This window comes from Cupriavidus phytohabitans (genome assembly GCF_000426345.1).
Taxonomy (GTDB): Bacteria; Pseudomonadota; Gammaproteobacteria; order Burkholderiales; family Burkholderiaceae; genus Cupriavidus.
The window spans coordinates 58210-77719 of record NZ_AUFE01000007.1; the positions used below are offsets into that span (position 1 = coordinate 58210).

Annotated in this window: 15 protein-coding genes and 1 pseudogene; 3 read left to right on the top strand and 13 right to left on the bottom strand. The window is 67.8% G+C overall.

Going from position 1 to position 19510, the window contains the following annotated elements; all coding sequences use genetic code 11:
* Nucleotides 1–23 precede the first annotated feature (23 nt).
* The 9 genes from K309_RS0107425 to dapC form a co-directional block, all read right to left on the bottom strand.
* Entirely contained in the window at nt 24–1586 is a 1563-nt protein-coding gene (locus K309_RS0107425; protein WP_029045831.1) for a class I adenylate-forming enzyme family protein, read from the bottom strand.
* Between the two features lie 64 nt (nt 1587–1650).
* Entirely contained in the window at nt 1651–2658 is a 1008-nt protein-coding gene (locus tag K309_RS0107430) for a tripartite tricarboxylate transporter substrate binding protein (RefSeq protein WP_029045832.1), read from the bottom strand.
* A gap of 186 nt (nt 2659–2844) precedes the next feature.
* Nucleotides 2845–4113 (bottom strand): MFS transporter, encoded by a 1269-nt coding sequence (locus K309_RS0107435; RefSeq protein WP_029045833.1) that lies wholly within the window; start codon nt 4111–4113, stop codon nt 2845–2847.
* A gap of 182 nt (nt 4114–4295) precedes the next feature.
* Entirely contained in the window at nt 4296–5189 is an 894-nt protein-coding gene (gene prmB, locus K309_RS0107440; RefSeq protein WP_029045834.1) for a 50S ribosomal protein L3 N(5)-glutamine methyltransferase, read from the bottom strand.
* 23 nt (nt 5190–5212) lie between these two features.
* On the bottom strand, nt 5213–6364 hold the full coding sequence (dapE, locus tag K309_RS0107445) for a succinyl-diaminopimelate desuccinylase (protein WP_029045835.1): 1152 nt from the start codon (nt 6362–6364) through the stop codon (nt 5213–5215).
* A 38-nt stretch (nt 6365–6402) separates the two neighbouring features.
* Entirely contained in the window at nt 6403–6750 is a 348-nt protein-coding gene (locus tag K309_RS0107450; RefSeq protein WP_029045836.1) for an ArsC family reductase, read from the bottom strand.
* Between the two features lie 25 nt (nt 6751–6775).
* Nucleotides 6776–7135, bottom strand: coding sequence for a hypothetical protein (locus K309_RS0107455; RefSeq protein WP_232232327.1), 360 nt, complete (start codon nt 7133–7135; stop codon nt 6776–6778).
* 154 nt (nt 7136–7289) lie between these two features.
* Entirely contained in the window at nt 7290–8114 is an 825-nt protein-coding gene (gene dapD, locus K309_RS0107460; protein ID WP_029045838.1) for a 2,3,4,5-tetrahydropyridine-2,6-dicarboxylate N-succinyltransferase, read from the bottom strand.
* 65 nt (nt 8115–8179) lie between these two features.
* Complete coding sequence (gene dapC, locus K309_RS0107465; protein WP_029045839.1) at nt 8180–9379, bottom strand: succinyldiaminopimelate transaminase; 1200 nt, start codon at nt 9377–9379, stop codon at nt 8180–8182.
* Nucleotides 9380–9573: 194 nt separating this feature from the next.
* On the opposite strand from dapC, the gene K309_RS0107470 reads away from it, so the two are divergent.
* Nucleotides 9574–10539 (top strand): DMT family transporter, encoded by a 966-nt coding sequence (locus tag K309_RS0107470; RefSeq protein ID WP_029045840.1) that lies wholly within the window; start codon nt 9574–9576, stop codon nt 10537–10539.
* 22 nt (nt 10540–10561) lie between these two features.
* Here K309_RS0107470 and K309_RS36100 read toward each other — a convergent pair whose 3' ends face one another.
* The 3 genes from K309_RS36100 to K309_RS39800 are packed head-to-tail and all read right to left on the bottom strand — an operon-like array spanning nt 10562 to nt 14213.
* On the bottom strand, nt 10562–11149 hold the full coding sequence (locus K309_RS36100; protein WP_035876988.1) for an SCO family protein: 588 nt from the start codon (nt 11147–11149) through the stop codon (nt 10562–10564).
* The gene (locus tag K309_RS36105) at nt 11146–13314 is read right to left on the bottom strand and encodes a heavy metal translocating P-type ATPase (RefSeq protein ID WP_051320378.1); all 2169 of its coding nucleotides are present in this window, start codon (nt 13312–13314) and stop codon (nt 11146–11148) included. Before K309_RS36105 ends, K309_RS36100 begins: the two co-directional genes overlap by 4 nt.
* Before the next feature lie 11 nt (nt 13315–13325).
* Nucleotides 13326–14213 (bottom strand): cbb3-type cytochrome c oxidase subunit I, encoded by an 888-nt coding sequence (locus tag K309_RS39800; protein WP_084402373.1) that lies wholly within the window; start codon nt 14211–14213, stop codon nt 13326–13328.
* A 5-nt stretch (nt 14214–14218) separates the two neighbouring features.
* Between K309_RS39800 and K309_RS39140 the strand changes: the two are divergent.
* A pseudogene (locus K309_RS39140) lies at nt 14219–14546 on the top strand (ketopantoate reductase C-terminal domain-containing protein); the annotation flags it as partial.
* A 16-nt stretch (nt 14547–14562) separates the two neighbouring features.
* On the opposite strand, the gene K309_RS0107490 reads toward K309_RS39140, so the two are convergent.
* A complete protein-coding gene (locus K309_RS0107490) occupies nt 14563–15393 on the bottom strand; it encodes a ferritin family protein (RefSeq protein ID WP_029045842.1) in 831 nt (276 codons plus the stop codon).
* A gap of 458 nt (nt 15394–15851) precedes the next feature.
* On the opposite strand from K309_RS0107490, the gene smc reads away from it, so the two are divergent.
* Nucleotides 15852–19367: a chromosome segregation protein SMC gene (gene smc / locus K309_RS0107495; RefSeq protein WP_029045843.1), complete on the top strand. Its 3516-nt coding sequence runs from the start codon at nt 15852–15854 to the stop codon at nt 19365–19367.
* The last annotated feature ends 143 nt before the right edge of the window (nt 19368–19510 follow it).

Sequence of the window (19510 nt, forward strand, 5' to 3'; positions counted from 1 at the left end):
CGTCAGCATGCTTTGGATGGCGCTTATGCCTGCGTCAGCCGGTCGCGCAATTCGCGCTTGAGCACCTTGCCGATGGCGCTGCGCGGCAGGCTGTCGACCACATGCAACTCCGCCAGCCGCTGGGTCTTGCCCAGGCGCTCGTTGGCCCAGGCGAGCACGTCCTGTGCCGTGGCGCCGCTACCCGCGCGCAGCGCGACGAAGCCCACCGGCGTCTCGCCCCAACGCTCCGACGGCACGCCGACCACCGACACCTCGGCGACCGCGGGGTGCTCGCGCACCACCGCCTCGATATCGCTCGGATAGATATTGAAGCCGCCCGAGATGATCATGTCCTTCTTGCGGTCGACCAGCACCAGGAAGCCGTCTTCATCGAAACGGCCGATATCGCCGGTGCGGATGAAGCGGTTGCCCTGCGCATCGAACCATTCGGTCTCGGCGGTCTTCTCCGGCTGGTTGTGGTAGCCGTTCATCATGGCCGGCGAACGGCCGACCACTTCGCCGGTGCTGCCCGGCGGCAACTCGCGGCCTTCGTCGTCGATGATGCGGATGTCGGCGTTCGGCGCGGGACGGCCCACGGTGTGCAGCTTGTCGGGGAACTGGTGCGCGTGGAGCAGGCAACTGCCGCCGCCTTCGGTCATGCCGTACAGCTCGGTCAGCCCGCCCGGCCAGCGGCGCAGCACCTCGGCCTTCAGTGCCGGGCTGAACGGCGCGCTGGTGCAGAACTTCTGCCGGAAGGACGACAGGTCATGACTATCGAAGTCCGGATGCGCCAGCAGGCGCTGGTATTGCACCGGCACCAGCATGGTGTGCGTGACGCGGTGCTGCTGCGCCAGCGCCAGGTACTTGCCCGCATCGAACTTGGCCATCAGGATCGCCGTGCCGCCCAGGCCGATGGTCGGGAAGAAGCTGGCCAGTGTGGTGTTGGAGTACAGCGGCGTCGACAGCAGCGTGACCGCGTCGGTGCCGTAGCCCGTGGCCGCGCCGCGCGACACGTGCGCCCAGCGCATGCCGTGCGACTGCACGATGCCCTTGGGCTTGCCGGTGGTGCCGGACGAATAGATGATGTTCAGCGGCATTTCCGGGAGGATTTCGGGCTCCTGCACCGGCGTGCCGGCGGGGGCGAGCCAGTCAGCATAGGGCTGCCCAGCGTCGCTGCCATCGAGCGTGACGATGGGCGTGCCTGCAAGCTGCGCGCGCACCGGCTGCAATGCGGCAGCGACCGCCGCATCGGTAAAGAGGATGCGCGCGCCCGCGTCGGCGGCCATGCCGGCCAGGCTTTCCGGTGTCGACGACGGTGCCAGCGGCGCCACCACCACGCCCGCGCGCACCGCGCCCAGGTAGACCGCCGCATACTCGATCGACGAGTTCGCGCAGATCGCGATGGCCTCGCCCGGGCTCACGTTGTCGCGCGCCAGCGCCGCGGCGATGCGGTCCATGGCGGCGTCCAGCCCGGCATAGTCGAGCACGCGGCCGTCATGCATCAGCGCGTGCTGTGTGGGCCGTTCGGTGGCATGCTCGCGCACGAGCACGGACATGGTGGTGAAAGGGCGGGTGAGCGCGGCGGGCTGGGTGGTCGTCTGGGTCATGTTGGCAAGTTCATCTCGCAAAAACGGAGCGGGCACCGGCATGGCGGCGCCCGCCGGGAAGCGGTTACTGTATCTGCGCGCCGGAGTCCTTCACGACCTTGTTCCAGCGGTTGATCTCGGCATCGATATGCGTGCGCAGCGCGGCGGGCGTGGAGCCGACCGGTTCATAGCCGTTGGTTGCCAGCGTGGCCTTCAGGTCGGGCTGGCGCAGCACCGTGGCGATCTCGGTGCTGAGGCGGTCGACCACCGGCTGCGGCGTGCCGGCCGGCGCCAGCACCGCATACCAGCCGGTGATGCTGATGCCCGGCACGCCGGCTTCGGCCAGCGTCGGCACGTCGGGCGCGACCGCGGCGCGCTGGCTGCCGGTCACCGCCAGCGCGCGCAGCTTGCCGCTCTTCACGTGCGGCAGCGTGGTGGAGATGCTGTCGAAGGTCAGCTGGACCTCGCCCGACAGCATCGCCGTCACCACCTGCGCGCTTCCCTTGTACGGGACATGGGTCATCTTGATGCCGGCCACGGAATCGAACAACTCGCCCGCCAGGTGGCCGGTGTTGCCGTTGCCGGCCGAGGCGAAGGTCAGCTTGCCGGGATTGGCCCTGGCCTCCGCGATCAGCTCTTGCACGTTGTTCGCGCGCAGCGACGAGCTGCCGGCCAGGATCATCGGCAGGTTGGCCACCAGCGACACCGGCGCGAAGTCCTTGCGGGTGTCGTACGGCAGCTTGGGATAGAGGCTCGCATTGATGGCATGCGCGGCCAGCACCATGATCAGCGTGTACCCGTCCGGCTTGGCGCGCGCCAGCGCCTGCGTGGCGATGGTGCCGCCGGCGCCGGGCCGGTAGTCGAGCACCACCGGCTGGCCCAGCTTCTCCTGCAGCTTGGCGGCCACCGGGCGCGCCAGCAGGTCGGCGCTGCCGCCAGGCGGGTAGGGAATCAGCAGCTGGATCGGCCGCGCCGGCCAGGTCTCGGCGCCGGCAGTGAGTGGTACGGCCAGCGAGCCGGCGGCCAGCATGCCGGCCAGGCCGCGCACGAGCCATGCGCGGCGGCCCCGGGCGGGGCGCAGGGATGATGCCATCGATGTGTCTCCTGGTTATGCGGCCGCGGGCGCGGCCGCCGTCCCATGTAGCGGGCTGGGACGTGGATGTCACAAACGGTAAAACGGGATGCGCGGCAGCGGAATTCTTAAATTGATAAGTCTGGCTTTTTGCAGGCGAAGCCCAGAACGGTCCTCTTTCATGGCGGGCTCCGACCGGTATAGTGCTCAGTTGGTCGGATGCGGCGGACTGAAGAAATACGGGATCAGCGACACCGCGACCAGCACTGCCGCCGACACAAAAATCGCCGCATAGGTCGACGCCACCGGCCACTGCCGCACATGCCCCGCGTTCGCGATCAGGCCGAACGCCCACGACGTCAGCGCCGACCCGAGGAACACGAAGGTATTGAGCAGGCCCAGGCCGCGGCCGCGCTGCGAAGGCGGGATCAGGCCACGGCCCTGCGCCATCACCAGCGGATGGAGCATGCCGATGGTCGACAGCAGCGCCATCATCGCCACGGCGTAGCCGATGCCGGTGTCCGGCCATAGTGCCAGCAGGATCGCCCCCGACATGGCAAAGCACGACCAGCCGGCGATGGCGGTCTTGAGCGTGCTGCGCCGGACCAGCACCGGCAGCAGGAAGGCCGTCAGGAAGCCGGCCAGGCTCAGCAGCGTCAGCGCCACGCCGCGCGGCGCCGAGCCCAGGCCGAATACCTCGGCCAGGTAGGGGCCGCTCCAGGCGTTGCGGAAGGCGGTGCCGGCAGCCATGGCCACGCACAGCGGGATCAGCGTCCACAGTGGCGCCAGCTTCAGCAGCTGCGCGCTTTCCGACAGCATCGCCGGCCACGAGGCGCTGCGGGCCTCGGCATGGCCATGATCGCGCACGAAGCGCCACACGCCATAGCAGGCCGCCACCATGCCCAGCGCCGATACCGCCATCGATGGCCGCCAGCCGACCAGCGAGATGGCCCAGCCCAGCGGCGCGGTGGCGCACAGCGAGCCGATCATGCCGGTGGCGTTGGAGCGGCTGACCACGCGGGTGTAGTCGCGTTCGGAGAGTTGTTCCGAGGCGAAATGCAGCAGGCCCATGAACACGGGCGCGCACGCCAGCCCCAGCCCCACCTGCGCCAGCGTGGCCGCGGCGCCGTTGGGTGCCAGCACGAATATGATCGACGACAGCGCGCCCACGGCCAGCAGCAGCGCGGTCGGGCGGCCGACACCGTAGCGGTCGAACGCAATGCCCACGGGGATCTGCGCCACGGCAAAGGCCAGGAAGAATGACGAAGAGAGCGCGCCATACCCTGCCGGCGACAGGCCGAAATCGTGCTGCAGCTCCGGCGCCATCACTGCCAGGCAGGAGCGGAAGAACTGGCTGAGCGCGAAGGCGAAGGTCAGGATGGCGATGCCGCGCACGGCGCGCGTGGTTGCGGCTCGGGCGGGCAGGGCGTTGGAACCGGGAGGGGATCCGGGGAGGGGGGAGTTGCTGGCGGTCACGGCATTAGTGGCGCTATCAGTGGCGCTATATCTGCAGCGAGTGTAGAGCCTGCGCGCGTTGCCAGATCAACGGTTGGCCGGTGTTCGCCCAGATTGCGCCAGTGATGATTGTTTGCGCCCTCTCCCCCGGCCCCTCTCCCGCAGGCGAAAGAGGGGAGCAAACCGTCGGTGGGTTTGGCGCATCAGCCCGGCAGGGCGTCGTACGTCAGCAGGAACACCTGCTCCTCGCCCGCGCTGACCGGCAGCCAGACGATCTCCAGGTCGGGGAAGGCAGCCTCCACATTGGCATGCTCGTTGCCGATCTCGACCACCAGCACGCCACCCGGATTCAATCGCGCCTTGGCGCCGGCAATGATCCGCCGCACCACGTCCATGCCATCGTCCCCGCCGGCCAGCGCGATGCGCGGTTCGGCCTGGTATTCCGCCGGCAGTGCCTGCATCGAGGCCTCATTGACGTATGGCGGGTTGGTCAGGATCACATCGTAGGTCGCGCCATGCGGCAGCGGCGCGTACAGGTCGCCTTCGTAGAGACGGATGCGGTCGTCCATCTTGTAGTCGGCGACGTTGCGGCGCGCCACGGCCAGCGCGTCGGGCGAGATGTCGACCGTGTCGATCTTCGCGTTCGGCCACACATGCGCGGCCAGGATCGGCAGGCAGCCCGAGCCGGTGCACAGCTCCAGCACCGGGCCGATCTGTTCGGTCTCGCCGACCCACGGCTCCAGCCCTTCCTGCAGCAGTTCGCCAATGAAGCTGCGCGGCACGATCACGCGCGAGTCCACGTAGAAGCGCAGGCCATGCATATAGGCCTCGTGCGTGATGTAGGCGGCCGGCACGCGCTCGTTGACGCGGCGGTCGATCACCTTCAGCACGGCGTCGATTTCCTCGGGCAGCAGGCGCGCATCGAGGAACGGGTCGAGGGTGTCGAGCGGCAGGTTCAGCGTGTGCAGCACCAGGTAGGCCGCCTCGTCATAGGCGTTGGCGCTGCCATGGCCAAAGGACAGGCGCGCGGCGGTAAAGCGCGAGACTGCTAGACGCAGCAGGTCGCGCACGGTGCGCAGGGGAGAAGGTGTTGCCATGAAGGTGTCTTTCGGCGAAAAAATCAAGCGATCAGGCGTTCAAGCACGCCGCGGTAAACGTTTTTCAGCGGGTCGATGAAGCGCACCTCGACGTGCTCGTCGATCTTGTGGATGCTGGCGTTGGGCGGGCCGAACTCGATCACCTGCGGACAGATCTTGGCGATGAAGCGGCCGTCGGAGGTGCCGCCGGTGGTCGACAGCTCGGTGTCGAAGCCGGTTTCGGCCTTGATCGCGGACGACAGCGCGTCGGACAGGTCGCCGCGCGGCGTCAGGAAGGGCTCGCCGCCCAGGGTCCAGTCCAGCGTGTATTCGAGGCTGTGTTGGTCCAGGATCGCATGCACTCGCGCCTTCAGGCCTTCGGGCGTGCTGGCGGTCGAGAAGCGGAAATTGAAATCGATGGTGACGTGGCCCGGGATCACGTTGGTGGCGCCGGTGCCGCCGTGGATATTCGACATCTGCCAGCTGGTCGGCGGGAAGTATTCGTTGCCTTCGTCCCAGACCTCGGCCGCCAGTGCGGCCAGCGCCGGGGCGGCGTCATGGATCGGGTTGCGGCCCAGGTGCGGATACGCGATATGGCACTGGATGCCCTTGACCGTCAGCTTGCCCGACAGCGAGCCGCGGCGGCCGTTCTTGACCATGTCGCCGAGCGCGTTGACCGAGGTCGGCTCGCCGATCACGCAGTAGTCCAGGCGCTCGCCGCGCGCGGTCAGCGCTTCGACGACCTTGATGGTGCCGTCATGTGCGGGGCCTTCTTCGTCACTGGTGATCAGGAAACCGATCGAGCCGGCATGCGCGGGATGCGCCTTGACGAATTCCTCGACCGCCACCACGAAGCCGGCGATCGAGGTCTTCATGTCGGCCGCGCCGCGGCCGTACAGCTTGCCGTCGCGATGGGTCGGCTCGAACGGGTCGGAGTGCCACTGCTCCAGCGGGCCGGTCGGCACCACGTCGGTATGGCCGGCGAACACCAGCAGCTTGCCCGCCGTGCCCTGCGTGCCGCGCCTGACCGCCCACAGGTTGGTCACGCGGAAATCGTCCGGACCGCTGACAATGGCTTCGCAGTCGAAGCCGAGCGCCTTCAGGCGGGTTTCCAGGATGGCCTGGCAGCCTTCGTCGGCGGGCGTGACGGAGCGGCGGCGGATCAGATCTTCGGTGAGGGAGAGGGTGGCGGTCATGTGACGGCGGCTTAAATCAGGGGGAATCAGCAGGGAAATCAGAACTGGCTGGCGTACTGGTCGGCGGAGAAGCCCACCATCACCTTGCCTGCGTGGGCCAGCACCGGGCGCTTGATCAGCGACGGGCTCTGCTGCATCAGCGCGATCGCGCCGGTTTCTTCCTCGGCGCGGGCCTTGTCGGCGTCCGACAGCGCGCGCCAGGTGGTGCCCTTGCGGTTCAGCAGCGTGGCCAGCGGCACGTGCCCGAGCCAGCCGCGCAGCATGGCTTCGTCCACGCCTTGCTTCTTGAAGTCGTGGAAGGTGTAGGCCACGCCGTTGGCATCCAGCCAGGTGCGGGCTTTCTTGACGGTGTCGCAGTTGGGAATGCCGTAGAGCAGGACGGTCATGGCTTGTTCTTTGTGAAATTCGGGCTCAGCGGAACAGCAGGTTCAGCGCAATCACCAGGCTGCCCAGCCCCAGCGCCACGCCACCCATGGCAACGGCGGTCATCAGGCGCATGCGGCGGTCCAGCCGCGCGGCTTCCTTGCGCAGCGCCTCGATGGTGATGGCGTGCTGCTCGGCCAGGAGCTTGACCGCCTCGGCCTGCTGGACGGCGGCGGCTTCCAGTTCGGCAATGCGGGCGGCGGGATCGCGTGTTTCGGCCACGGCGCCTTCCGGCGCATCGTCCTTGCGCTTGCCTTTCTTGATCTTCTCGATGGTCTTGTTGGCCTGCTCGAGAATGGTGGGCAGCAGGGAGAGCACGGTACTGACGGTGGCGGGATCCAGGGCCATGAGTCGCTTGCGGAGGGAAGGCATGTTCAGCCTGGCCAGGCGGGAGGTGACAGCGGAGCAGCGGTGACAGCGGTAATGCTGTCCCGGGGACCGGCCCCGGGACGGGCTGGCGCAGCGGGGCCGCGCCAGCGCGATCAGACGCGATCAGACGCGATCAGTCACGCAGCAGGTCATTCAGGCTGGTCTTGGCGCGGGTCTGCGCGTCGACCTTCTTCACGATCACGGCGCAGTACAGGCTGTACTTGCCATCCTTGGACGGCAGGTTGCCCGCCACCACCACCGAACCGGCCGGCACGCGGCCATAGTGGATCTCGCCGGTTTCGCGGTCGTAGATCTTGGTCGACTGGCCCAGGTACACACCCATCGAGATCACCGAGTTCTCTTCCACGATCACGCCTTCCACAACTTCCGAACGGGCGCCGATGAAGCAGTTGTCTTCGATGATGACCGGGTTGGCCTGCAGCGGCTCCAGCACGCCGCCGATGCCCACGCCACCCGACAGGTGCACGTTCTTGCCGATCTGCGCGCACGAACCGACGGTGGCCCAGGTGTCGACCATGGTGCCTTCATCGACATAGGCGCCGATGTTGACGTACGAGGGCATCAGCACGGCGTTCTTGGCGATGAACGAGCCGCGGCGGGCCACAGCGGGCGGCACCACGCGGAAGCCAGCCTTGGCGAAGTCGTCGCCGCTCCAGTTGGCGAACTTGGTCGGCACCTTGTCGTAGAACTGGGCGAAGCCGCCGGCGCTCATCGGCGCGTTGTCTTCCAGGCGGAACGACAGCAGCACGGCCTTCTTGACCCACTGGTTGACGATCCAGTCCTTGCCTTGCTTCTCGGCCACGCGCAGCGTGCCGGCATCCAGCTGGCCGATGACGTTGGCCACGGCTTCGCGGATGTCGTTGGGGGCGGACTTGGGCGACAGGCTGGTGCGGTCTTCCCAGGCCTGGTCGATCAGGGCTTGCAGTGCTTGCGTCATGTTCGTTTTCTCAGGGTTGAATATTGATGCTTGGGTCTGGCCAATCCGGTGGGCGAGGCAGCGCCTCAGCCCAGCGATTTGCAGAATTCGACGATGCGGCGCGCCCCTTCCAGGCATTCCTCCGGCGTCGCCACCAGCGCCATGCGCACGCGGTTGGCGCCCGGGTTGATGCCGTCGGCCTCGCGCGCCAGGTAGCTGCCGGGCAGCACGGTCACGTTCTGCCCGGCCAGCAGGCGGGCGGCGAACTCGATATCGCTCAGGCCGGTGCGCGAGACATCGGCCCACAGGTAGAAGCCGGCGTCGGGCAGCGCCACGTCCAGCACCTCGGCCAGCATCGGCGTCACTTCGCTGAACTTGCGCACATAGGCGGCGCGGTTCTCGCGCACGTGGTCCTCATCGTTCCAGGCGGCAATGCTGGCGCTCTGCACCGCCGGGTTCATCGCGCCGCCATGGTAGGTACGGTATAGCAGGAATTTCTTCAGCAGCGCGGCGTCGCCGGCGACAAAGCCGGAGCGCAGGCCCGGCACGTTGGAGCGCTTGGACAGGCTGGAGAACATGACCAGCCGTTCAAAGCCGCGGCCGAGCTTGTGCGCGGCTTCCAGCGCACCCAGCGGCGCGCGGCCTTCGTCGAAATAGATTTCCGAGTAGCACTCGTCCGACGCGATCACGAAGCCGTAGCGGTCCGACAGCGCGAACAACTGCTTCCAGTCGTCCAGCGACAGCACCGCGCCGGTCGGGTTGCCCGGGGTGCAGACGAACAGCAGCTGGACGTTCTGCCAGACCTCTTCGCCGATACGGTCGAATGCCGGGGCGAAGTTGCGCGCCGGGTCGCTGTTGGCGAACACGGGCGTGGCGCCGGCCAGCAGCGCGCCGCCTTCATAGATCTGGTAGAACGGGTTCGGGCACATCACCAGCGCGCCGGGCCTGGTGCCGTCGACCACGGTCTGGGCGAAGGCGAACAGCGCCTCGCGCGACCCCGTCACCGGCAGCACTTCGGTGGCGGCATTGACCTTGGGCAGCCCGTAGCGGCGTTCCAGCCAGCCGGCAATGCACTGTCGCAGTGCATCGGAACCAGCGGTTGTGGGATAATTCGCCAGTCCCGAAAGCGACTCGGCCAGCGCTTGCTTGATGAACCCGGGCGTCGGGTGCTTGGGCTCGCCGATGCCGAAGCTGATCGCAGGCTTGTCGGCAGGCTTGACCTGCGAAAAGAGTACCCGCAGTTTCTCGAACGGGTAGGGCTGGAGCAGGTCGAGGCGCGGATTCACGGTAGCAGTCGGGGGCCGGTTAAAACGACGCATTATAGAGGAACGGCGCGGGTTACCGTGCACCGGAGCCGCCCTGGGCGGCCGGCCGGGGCACGGATGGCGGGCATCACATCGCAGTGATGCCGCCGGCGCCGTCCGGACTTGCCGGCCACCCCTGGCAACAAGTGCCGGCTTCCCTCGGACAGATTCCCTTCATGAGCACGAAACCCGTTACGGCGCAGGCTGCGCCGGCCGACCGCCATGCGGTCAAGGCGTCTCTTTCCATATTGCTGGGGGCCTCGGTCTGGGGCATCGCCTGGTTTCCGTACCGCCTGCTGGCCGGCTGGGGGCTGGGCGGCATGCACGCCGCCGCGCTGGTCAGCGCGGTCGCCGCGGTGCTGTCGCTGCTGGTGTTTCGCCGCCAGCTGGCCGGCATGCGCCCGCACTGGCTGTTCGTCGCGATCGGGCTGGCTGCCGGGGTGACCAATGCCGGCTTTGTCTGGGGCAGCGTCAATGGCCATGTCATGCGCGTACTGTTGCTGTTCTACCTGACGCCAGTCTGGACGGCGCTGTTCGCCCGGCTGTTCCTGGGCGAGCGGCTGTCGCCAGCGGGGCTGGGCCTGGTGGCGCTGGCCTTGTCTGGTGCCGGGCTGATGCTGTGGACGCCAGAAGTCGGCGTGCCGCTGCCGGGCAACGCCGCCGAATGGTCGGGGCTGGTCGGCGGCATGGGCTTTGCCGTCAACAACGTGCTGTCGCGCCGGGCCGGCCAGCGCTTTCCGGACATGGATGCGCGCGTGCGTACCGTGGTGGTGTACCTCGGCTGCACCGTGGTCGGCGTGCCGGCGGCACTGCTGCTGGATGGCGCCGCGGTGGCGGTCGTGCCGGGCGCGCAGGTCAGCGTCGCCATGCTGGTGCTGGGCCTGGCCGCGGTGCTGGTGGTCAGCAATTCGGTGGTGCAGTACGGCCTGCAGCGGCTGCCGGCCAACCGGGTGTCGCTGCTGATGCTGTTCGAGATCGTGATCGCGGCGGTATCGGCGTGGTGGCTGGCGACCGAGGTGCTGAGCTGGAAGGAAGCTGCCGGCGGGCTGTGCATTGTCGCGGCCGGGGCGTTGTCGGGGCTGGTGCACCGGACTCAGCCGGCGCGTGCTTCGGCAGTGGCTGACGCCGGGCTGGCAGCCTAAGCCGTCGCCTGCGGTGCGTGGGTCACTTGCGCACGCGTGCCTTCAGATAGGCCGCAGTCAGCAGCGGCACGTCGAACGGCGGCAGGAACTGCCCGCGGACCGTGGCATCGGGCCCGACCAGGATCAGCGAGCCAGGATAGGCTGCGTTGGGGGCGGGTGGCACGCCCGGTCTGGCGCCGAGATCGTCGATCATTCGCGCCAGCGTCTCCGGGTTGCCGGTGGCGCCCATGAAGCGGGCGTCGTATGGGGCAAGGTAGCGCCGCAGCGCGTCCGGCGTATCGCGCTGCGGGTCCAGCGAGATGAACAGCACCTGCGTGGTGGCAAGCTTCTGCGTCGTGCTGATGCGCAGGTACAAGCCCGTCAGGGCCGTCAGCGCAGCGCCGCACGGCGCTCCGCAATGGGTGTCGCCCAACAGCACAAGGGTCCAGCGGTCTTGCAGCTGCGCCTGGGTAAATGCGCGGCCGTTCTGGTCGGTGAGGCTGAAATCGCCCACCGGCCAGCCGCGCGAAGACAGGTCGGTGTGCTGGGTCTCGTTGTGCGTGGCCGGCGCAAGGCCCGGCAGCGCGACGGCGAAGAGGCAGGCGGCCAGCCTGGCCAGCCATCGGTTCATGGTGATACTCCGTGCCCAGATCGCAATGTAGCGGGATGGCCCGGCGCCGTGGCGCCTGCCCGTTCGGCGGGGTCGGCATTCGCTTCGGCAGTTGCGCTGGCGCGCCACGAGCGCATCGCCACGAGCACACTGGAACCGGCCATCAGCACCGCCGCGAGCACCGGCTGCAGCAGCCCGCTGGCGGCCAGCGCCAGCGCAATGGCGTTGTAGCCGAAGGCCCAGGCCAGATTAGCCCGGACCGTGCGGCGCACCTGGCGCGCCTGCTGCAACAGCCACGGCAAGCTGGCCAGGCCCGAGCGCGGCAGCACGACATCCGCGCTTTCGCGCGCCAGGTCTGAGGCATTGCCCACGGCGATGCCGACCGAGGCAGCCGCCAGCACCGGGCCGTCGTTGAGGCCATCGCCGACCATGGCGACCAGCCCTGTGCCGGCGGCCCAGTCGCGCAGGGCACGCACCTTGTCTTGCGGCAGCAGCCTGGCCTGCCACGCATCGATATGCAAGCCGCCCGCCATTGCCGCCACCGCGTGCGGATTGTCGCCGCTCAGCAGCAGCGTGCGCAGGCCCTGGCGCTGCATCTGCGCGATCACATCGCCAACATGCGGCATCGGCAGCGTGCGCAGCGCGATCAGTCCGTGCGCCTGGCCCTCCCAGCCAACCAGTACCAGCGTGCATCCCAGTGGCGCCGTAGCCAGCAGGTCGGGTGGCACGTGCCACCCGAGCGCGCCGAAGAACGCAGGCGATCCCAGCGCACAATGCATGCCGTCGCATCGACCGGACAGGCCCTCGCCGGCATTGGCCTCGACTTCGTTGGAGGCTGTCGACGGCGATGCCGCAGCGCGCGCCATGGCGGCAATCGAGCGGGCTATCGGATGATCCGAAGCCTGCGCCAGCGCAGCCGCCACGCGCAGGACTTTCGCGTGGCTGGCGCCTCCGGTCTGCATGCCGACGGGGTGCAGCGTGTCCGCCGTCAGGGTGCCGGTCTTGTCGAAAGCGATACCCTTGAGCCGTGCCAGCCTTTCGAGCACGTCGCCGCCGCGTACGAGAATGCCGCGCTGCGCCGCCAGTCCGATCGCCAATGCATGCGTGAGCGGGGCCGCCAGGCCCAGCGCGCACGGGCATGCCACGACCAGCACGGCCAGTCCGGCCAGCATCGCGGCATCCGCCGCCTGCGCCGGAGCGCCTGCCCGGCTGCCCCAGAACCACGCGCTGGCCGCGGCCAGCGCCAGTACGCCGGGGATGAACACGGCAATGATGCGGTCGACGGTGTCGCCCGCCAGCGATTTGCGCGCCAGCGCTTCACGCACCTGCCGGCCGATCTGCTGCCACCGGGTTTGCGAGCCGGCCACCGTGGCACGGACCAGCAGCGGGCGGCTGCCGTTGATGCTGCCGGCGTGCACCAGCGCGCCCGGCGGCTTGAACTGCGGCTCGCTCTGCCCGGTCAGGACGGCTTCGTCGCACTCCGAGCGGCCATCGACGACGATGCCGTCGACTGGCACGCGCTCTCCGGGAAGTATCCGTACCCGTTCGCCCGGCCGGATGTCGACGACGGCGCGCCAGCATTCCGTGCCGCCATCGACCACGCGCGCCTCGGCGCGTTCAGCCGCCAGCATCGGCGCGAGGCGGCGCGCGGTGCGTGCGCGCACCTGCGCCTCAAGCAGGCGGCCCAGCGTAAACAGCAGCAGCACCATGGCGGCGGTGTCGAAATAGACCAGGCCGGAGCCGCGCAGCACCTGCCAGCCCGAATAGCCGTAGGCAGCGAGCACGCCGATGCAGACCAGCGTGTCGGTGGACAGCCGTCCCTGCCGCGCGGCCTGCCACGCGCCCTCGGCGAATGGCCGCCCGAGCAGCAGGACCAGCAGCGTCGCCAGCGCCCACAGCAACCAGTGAACCGGGCCACGCAGCCACGCTTCGTCGCCGGCAAACGCATCGGCGTAGAGCAGCCAGCTGAACAACATGACATTCATTGCGAGAAACCCGCCGACGCCGAGCCGGATCAGCGCGGCAGCGGCCTGCGGCTCCTCGTGCTCGCCATGGCGCACCTGATAGGCCAGGCAGCAGCCATAGCAACAGAACCAGTGCGTTGCGCCGTCGAACTCGCGCTGCTGGCCCAGCCGTCCGACCGGCAACTGGCAGTGACTGCAGGCGTGCGTGGTTTCGGTGGACATGGGAGGCCTGGCTAATGCAGGTGGGCGCTGAAGGGCACCACGCCGCGCGCGAGCGTGATCAGTCCGAGCAGGACGGCGTGTTCTCGATGGTGCGGCGGCCTTGCCACGCCCGCCATCAGCATGTAGCCCTGCTGCAGGCCGGCCATGGTAAGGTCCAGTCCCATCAGGCTGATGCCGAAGGTGATCAGCCAGAACGACCAGTTGCCGAGCCCCGGCGACCACAGCGGCCGCGCCACCAGTCTGGGTATTACATAGACCGTGCCGCCGATGGCCCACACCACGAAGGTGCCGAACACCGTCAGGTGCGAGTGCGAGATGACGAAGTCGCTGAAATGCGTAGGTTGCTGGATCGCGCGCAGGGCTTCGGTCGAGCCCTGGAAACACCCCGCCAGATACATCAGCGAACCCATGATCAGGAATTTGGCGGTCAGGTTCTGGGTAAAGGTATGCCTGCGGCCCACCATGGTGCCGAAGAAGTTCTGCAATACCGTCCACACCGGCACGATCAGCAGCATCGAGGTGATGATCGCCAGCGTCTCGGCCCAGTCGGCAATGGGGCTGTACAGGTAATGGTGGATGCCGACGAAGGGGTAGAAGAGCGCAAGCGACCAGAACCCCACCAGCGACAGCTTGTGGCTGTAGACCGGGTTCTGCACGCTTGCCGGGGGCACTTCCTTCAGGTACACGACCGCATCCTGCACGCCCTTGCCGGCGCCTACGCGGATCTGTGGTTCATCGCGCGGGCCGCCGCAGACTTCGCGGTCCTTGGTGGGGATGATCTTGCGGATCGGGACGGTGCCCTGGAAGGTGACCTTGCCTTCGATCTTGCCGCCGCCGCTGACCGGGGCGACTTCGTAGGCAAAGGTGGGGACGCGCCCAATGCAAAGCGCAGCGGACATTCTGTGGAGACATCCTTGGCACGCCGGACGGCAGGCGCGTCATTGAAGGCATTCTGGCTGACTGCCGTGCCGTGCCGTCCCGTGGTGCGGTAGAACCGCTTCGCGATGTCCCCGGATTTCAACGCGCGCGCCTGGCAGATGCTGCTGACCCCGTCGCCGCTGACTGCCTCGATGCTGCGTGACGTCGAAAACCGCTCCCGGACGGAGGCCGACCACATCCTCGGTGACCTGATCGCGCGCGGGGCGGCGCAGCAGGGCGGCCCATTGTCGTTGCTGCAAGTCGCGTACAGCCACCTGAAAGCCTACGAGGCCCGGCAGGCACGCGGCGGCTGACGGCCGGGGCGTCCGCTCAGTGCAGCATCATCACCCGCGACACCACCGCCACCAGCGGCTTGCGGACCGCCCGTTCCACGCCGCTGTGCAGGTGTAGCGGGCGCAGCAGCATTTTCACCGTCATCTTGATCGGCAGGTTCTTGCGGATCAAGGCGCTGACACGGGAATTCAGCGCCTTCACTTCCTGGTCGGGGATCTCTTCGACGCCGCGTTCCATACGCAGCACATTGCGCAGCGCGATGGCGGCATCCTCGTTCTTGATTTCCAGCAGCCGGCGCGCCAGCGCGCGGAACACGCGCATCCGGCCCAGCCGTTCCGACCCGGCGAAGCGGTTGTAGAACTGGTAGAAGTGCTTGTAATGCCGCACCTCGTCGTTGGCGATGCGGCGGGCCAGGTCTCGCAGCACTGGCTCGTCGCTGGCCTGCTCCAGCGCGCGGTAATAGGCGGCAGTGCCGGTTTCGACCACGCAGCGGGCGGCCATTTCCAGTGCCTCGGTTGGCTCGAACTGGTCGATCGAGCAGGTTTCGCTGTACTCGTCGAAAAAGCGCGCATAGCCGGCTTCCCAATCAAATTCCGGCCAGACTTGCTCGATATAGCGGCGCAGCGCCAGGCCGTGCTGCAATTCCTCGGCCTCCCAGTGCTCGGAAAGCCAGCCGGCGGCGTCCGGTACGCGGGCGTAGTAAGTGGCGAGATTGCCGGCATAGGTGTCGGAGCCGCTTTCGATAAACGATGCCGACACCAGCAAGTAGAACAAGTCGCGGTCGCTGCGGACACGCTCTGACTCGATTGCCTGGAAATTGATGTCGCTGACAGACCACGGCCGGGCGGCCGCCGACGGTTCACGCATGCTGGGTCCTCCTGGAAACTGCCGCAAGGGCAGGGCTTCGGGGTAGGGCTTCGGGGGCTTTCATGGCGCGTGTCTCCCTGAGCGAATCCGGGATCACGCCGACAGAGCAGAGACTAGCATTTACCCTAATTAGTTTCCGGGCCGCTACCCATGCGCGCCGGCTCGCGCGCAGCGGACGGATGCCAAAGTGCATGCGGAATCGCCTGTAAGGGACGGAAAAGCAAAGGAAAACAGCAGAGGGATATGACGCCGGGGCAACCGCCAAACGGGCCGGCGAAGGCATCTGCGATGGTATGATTAGCCCCAATTCTCGGGCCCGGGGGGTATTTTGAGGCGCAGGCGGCACGCCGCGCCGGCTCCCGCGCAGCCCGGCTTCTGAACATTGCCATAGCCCCGATACCAGGCCGCGGGCGGTACCCCAAGACGGACCGCTGGTGGCCGATACCACACGAGAAACCGTGCGACTATCCTCGATCAAGCTGGCGGGCTTCAAGTCATTTGTCGATCCCACCAATTTCCAGGTGCCGGGCCAGTTGGTCGGCATCGTCGGACCCAACGGCTGCGGCAAATCCAACATCATCGACGCGGTGCGCTGGGTGCTGGGCGAGTCACGCGCTTCCGAGCTGCGCGGCGAGTCCATGCAGGACGTGATCTTCAACGGTTCCACGGCGCGCAAGCAGGCCGGCCGGGCCAGCGTCGAACTCGTGTTCGACAATGCCGAAGGCCGCGCCGCCGGCCAGTGGAGCCAGTACGCCGAAGTGGCGGTCAAGCGCGTGCTGACCCGCGACGGCACCTCGTCCTACTACATCAACAACCAGCCGGTACGCCGGCGCGACATCCAGGACATCTTCCTGGGCACGGGTCTGGGTCCGCGCGCCTACGCCATCATCGGGCAGGGCATGATCTCGCGCATCATCGAGGCCAAGCCCGATGACATGCGCATCTTCCTGGAAGAGGCCGCGGGGGTGTCCAAGTACAAGGAACGCCGCCGCGAGACGGAGAACCGCCTGTCCGACACGCGCGAGAACCTGACCCGCGTCGAGGACATCCTGCGCGAACTCGGCACCAACCTGGAAAAGCTGGAAGGCCAGGCCGAAGTCGCCCAGCGTTTCAAGACGCTGCAGTCCGATGGCGAAGAAAAGCAGCACCTGCTGTGGCTGCTGCGCAAGCGCGAGGCGCAGGTCGAGCAGGAGCGCCACCAGCGCGCGATCGGGCAGGCCCAGATCGACCTGGAAGCACAGACCGCGCAGTTGCGCCATGTCGAGGCCGAGCTGGAGACCATGCGCGCCGCGCACTATGCCGCGTCGGATGGCATGCACGCGGCGCAGGGTGCGCTGTACGAAGCCAACGCCCAGGTCAGCAAGCTCGAGGCCGAGATCCGCTACGTGGTGGAGTCGCGCAACCGCGTGCAGGCCCAGATTGCCGCGCTGACCGCGCAACGCGAACAATGGCAGGGCAAGGCTGAACAGGCCACCGACGAACTCGCGCAGGCCGAGGAAGACCTGGCGGTGGCCGAAGGCCGCACGGTCGAGGCGCAGGAGGCCGTCGCGCACAAGAACGACGAGCTGCCGACGCTGGAAGCGCAGTGGCGCGATGCCCAGCAACTGCTCAACGAGCAGCGTGCCGGCATCATGCAGGCCGAGCAGGCGCTCAAGCTGGAGGCAGCGCAGCAGCGCAGCGCCGACCAGATGCTGCAGCAGCTGGAACAGCGCCGCGAACGCCTGTCAGCAGAGGAAAAGGGCCTGGACCGCCCGGACGAAACCCGGCTGGAACAGGGCCGCGCCGAGCTGGCCGAGCAAGAGGCGCTGGTCGAGGAAGCCCAGGCCGTGCTGGCCGATGCTGAAGAAAGCGTGCCGCGCCTCGATGAAGAGCGCCGCGCCGCACAGGCGCGCGTGCACAGCGAAGCCGCTGCGATTGCCTCGCTCGAAGCGCGCCTGCATGCGCTGCGCCAGTTGCAGGAGAACGTGCAGACCGACGGCAAGGTGCAGCCCTGGCTGGCGAAGCACGAGCTGGCCGAGCTGCCACGCCTGTGGAAGAAGGTCCATATCGAGCCAGGCTGGGAAAACGCGCTCGAATCCGTGCTGCGCGAGAAGCTGAACGCGCTGGAAGTGTCGAACCTGGACTGGGTCAAGGCCTTCCTGACGGACGCGCCGCCGGCCAAGCTGGCGTTCTACTCGCCCCCGGCCGCCGCCCGTCCGCTGGAAACGCCGGCGGGGCTGCGCCCGCTGATGTCGCTGGTACAGATCACCGAGCCGGGCATCCGCGCGGTGATGCAGGACTGGCTGGCGGATATCTTTGTTGCCACCGACATGGCGCAGGCCTTGGCCGCGCGCGGCACGCTGCCCGAAGGCGCGTCGTTCGTGGTGGCCGAGGGCCACGTCGTTGGCCGCAACGCGATCCAGATCTACGCCGCCGATTCCGAGCAGGCCGGCATGCTGGCGCGCGAGCAGGAAATCGAAAACCTGCAGAAGCAGGCGCGCGCGCAGGCGCTGCTGTCGGACGAAGCCAGGACCCAGGCGGTGCGCGCCGAGGCCGCGTACACGCAGGCCAGCCAGGCGCTGGGCGAGGCCCGCGCGCGCGCCGAGCAGGCCACGCGCCGCGTGCATGCGCTGCAGATGGACGTGCTCAAGCTGTCGCAGGCGATGGAGCGCTACTCCGCCCGCAGCGGCCAGATCCGCGAGGAGCTGGAAGAAATCCACGCGCAGATCGATGAACAACGCGCGATCCGCGCGGAATCCGAAGCCAGCTTCGAGCAGCACGACGCCGCGCTGGCCGAGATGCAGGCCTCGCACGAAGACCAGCAGATGGCCTTCGAGGCGCTGGACAGCAAGCTCTCGGGCGCGCGCCACCAGCTGCGCGACTTTGAGCGCGCCGCGCAGGAAGCGCTCTTTGCCGAGCGCAACCTGTCCAGCCGCATCGACGAACTGCGCCGCAATATCCAGGTGGCGGCCGACCAGGCCGAGCGCATCGCCGAATCGCTGGAGAACGCCCGCGCCGAGCTGGAAACCATCAACGAGCAGACCGCGCATACCGGCCTGCAGGACGCGCTGGAACTGCGCGCCGAGAAGGAAGAAAAGCTCACCGCCGCGCGCACCGAACTCGATGCGCTGTCGGCGCAGCTGCGCCAGTTCGACGAACAGCGGCTGGCCGCCGAGCGCAGCCTGCAGCCTCTGCGCGACCGCATCACCGAGCTGCAACTCAAGGAGCAGGCCGCGCGCCTGAACCAGGAGCAGTTCAGCGAGCAGCTGACTGCGGCACAGGTCGACGAGGAAGGGCTGGCGCACAAGCTCACCGGCGACCTGAAGCCGTCGTACCTGCAGGGCGAAGTCACGCGCATCAACAACGCCATCAACGCGCTGGGCCCGGTCAACATGGCCGCGCTCGACGAACTGGCAGCGGCGCGCGAGCGCAAGACCTTCCTCGATGCGCAGTCGGCCGACCTGAACGACGCCATCAACACGCTGGAAGACGCGATCGCCAAGATCGACCAGGAAACCCGTGCGCTGCTGCAAGGCACTTTCGACCAGGTCAACCACCATTTCGGCGAGCTGTTCCCGTCGCTGTTCGGCGGTGGCCAGGCGCGCCTGATCATGACCGGCGAAGAAATCCTCGACGCCGGCGTGCAGGTGATGGCGCAGCCCCCGGGCAAGAAGAACTCGACCATCCACCTGCTGTCGGGCGGCGAGAAGGCGCTGACCGCGATCGCGCTGGTGTTTGCGATGTTCCAGCTCAACCCCGCGCCGTTCTGCCTGCTGGACGAGGTGGACGCGCCGCTGGACGATGCCAACACCGAACGCTATGCCAACATGGTGGCACGCATGTCGGACAAGACTCAATTCGTTTTCATCTCACATAACAAGATCGCCATGGAAATGGCTCATCAACTCATTGGCGTAACCATGCAGGAGCAGGGCGTTTCGCGGATCGTGGCCGTGGATATGGACGCGGCGGTTTCGATGGCGGAGGCAGCATGAGCAGTAAGCAGGCGCCCCGCGCAGCGGGGCGGCGCACGTCCGCGAATGCTGCGCGCAACCGACACCACCATGCTGTGATCAACATGGACGCTTTGGAGATTGCAGCATGAGCGGTAAGCAGGGATCCCGTGCAGCGGGGAGGC

Coding starts and splice junctions, on each gene's coding strand:
- prmB (WP_029045834.1), bottom strand. CDS start 5,189: ATGGCAACACCTTCTCCCCTGCGCACCGTGCGCGACCTGCTGCGTCTA.
- K309_RS0107450 (WP_029045836.1), bottom strand. CDS start 6,750: ATGACCGTCCTGCTCTACGGCATTCCCAACTGCGACACCGTCAAGAAA.
- dapD (WP_029045838.1), bottom strand. CDS start 8,114: ATGACGCAAGCACTGCAAGCCCTGATCGACCAGGCCTGGGAAGACCGC.
- K309_RS0107490 (WP_029045842.1), bottom strand. CDS start 15,393: ATGCGTGAACCGTCGGCGGCCGCCCGGCCGTGGTCTGTCAGCGACATC.
- dapE (WP_029045835.1), bottom strand. CDS start 6,364: ATGACCGCCACCCTCTCCCTCACCGAAGATCTGATCCGCCGCCGCTCC.
- K309_RS36105 (WP_051320378.1), bottom strand. CDS start 13,314: ATGTCCACCGAAACCACGCACGCCTGCAGTCACTGCCAGTTGCCGGTC.
- K309_RS0107430 (WP_029045832.1), bottom strand. CDS start 2,658: ATGGCATCATCCCTGCGCCCCGCCCGGGGCCGCCGCGCATGGCTCGTG.
- K309_RS0107425 (WP_029045831.1), bottom strand. CDS start 1,586: ATGACCCAGACGACCACCCAGCCCGCCGCGCTCACCCGCCCTTTCACC.
- K309_RS0107455 (WP_232232327.1), bottom strand. CDS start 7,135: ATGGCCCTGGATCCCGCCACCGTCAGTACCGTGCTCTCCCTGCTGCCC.
- K309_RS39800 (WP_084402373.1), bottom strand. CDS start 14,213: ATGTCCGCTGCGCTTTGCATTGGGCGCGTCCCCACCTTTGCCTACGAA.
- K309_RS36100 (WP_035876988.1), bottom strand. CDS start 11,149: ATGAACCGATGGCTGGCCAGGCTGGCCGCCTGCCTCTTCGCCGTCGCG.
- K309_RS0107470 (WP_029045840.1), top strand. CDS start 9,574: ATGAGCACGAAACCCGTTACGGCGCAGGCTGCGCCGGCCGACCGCCAT.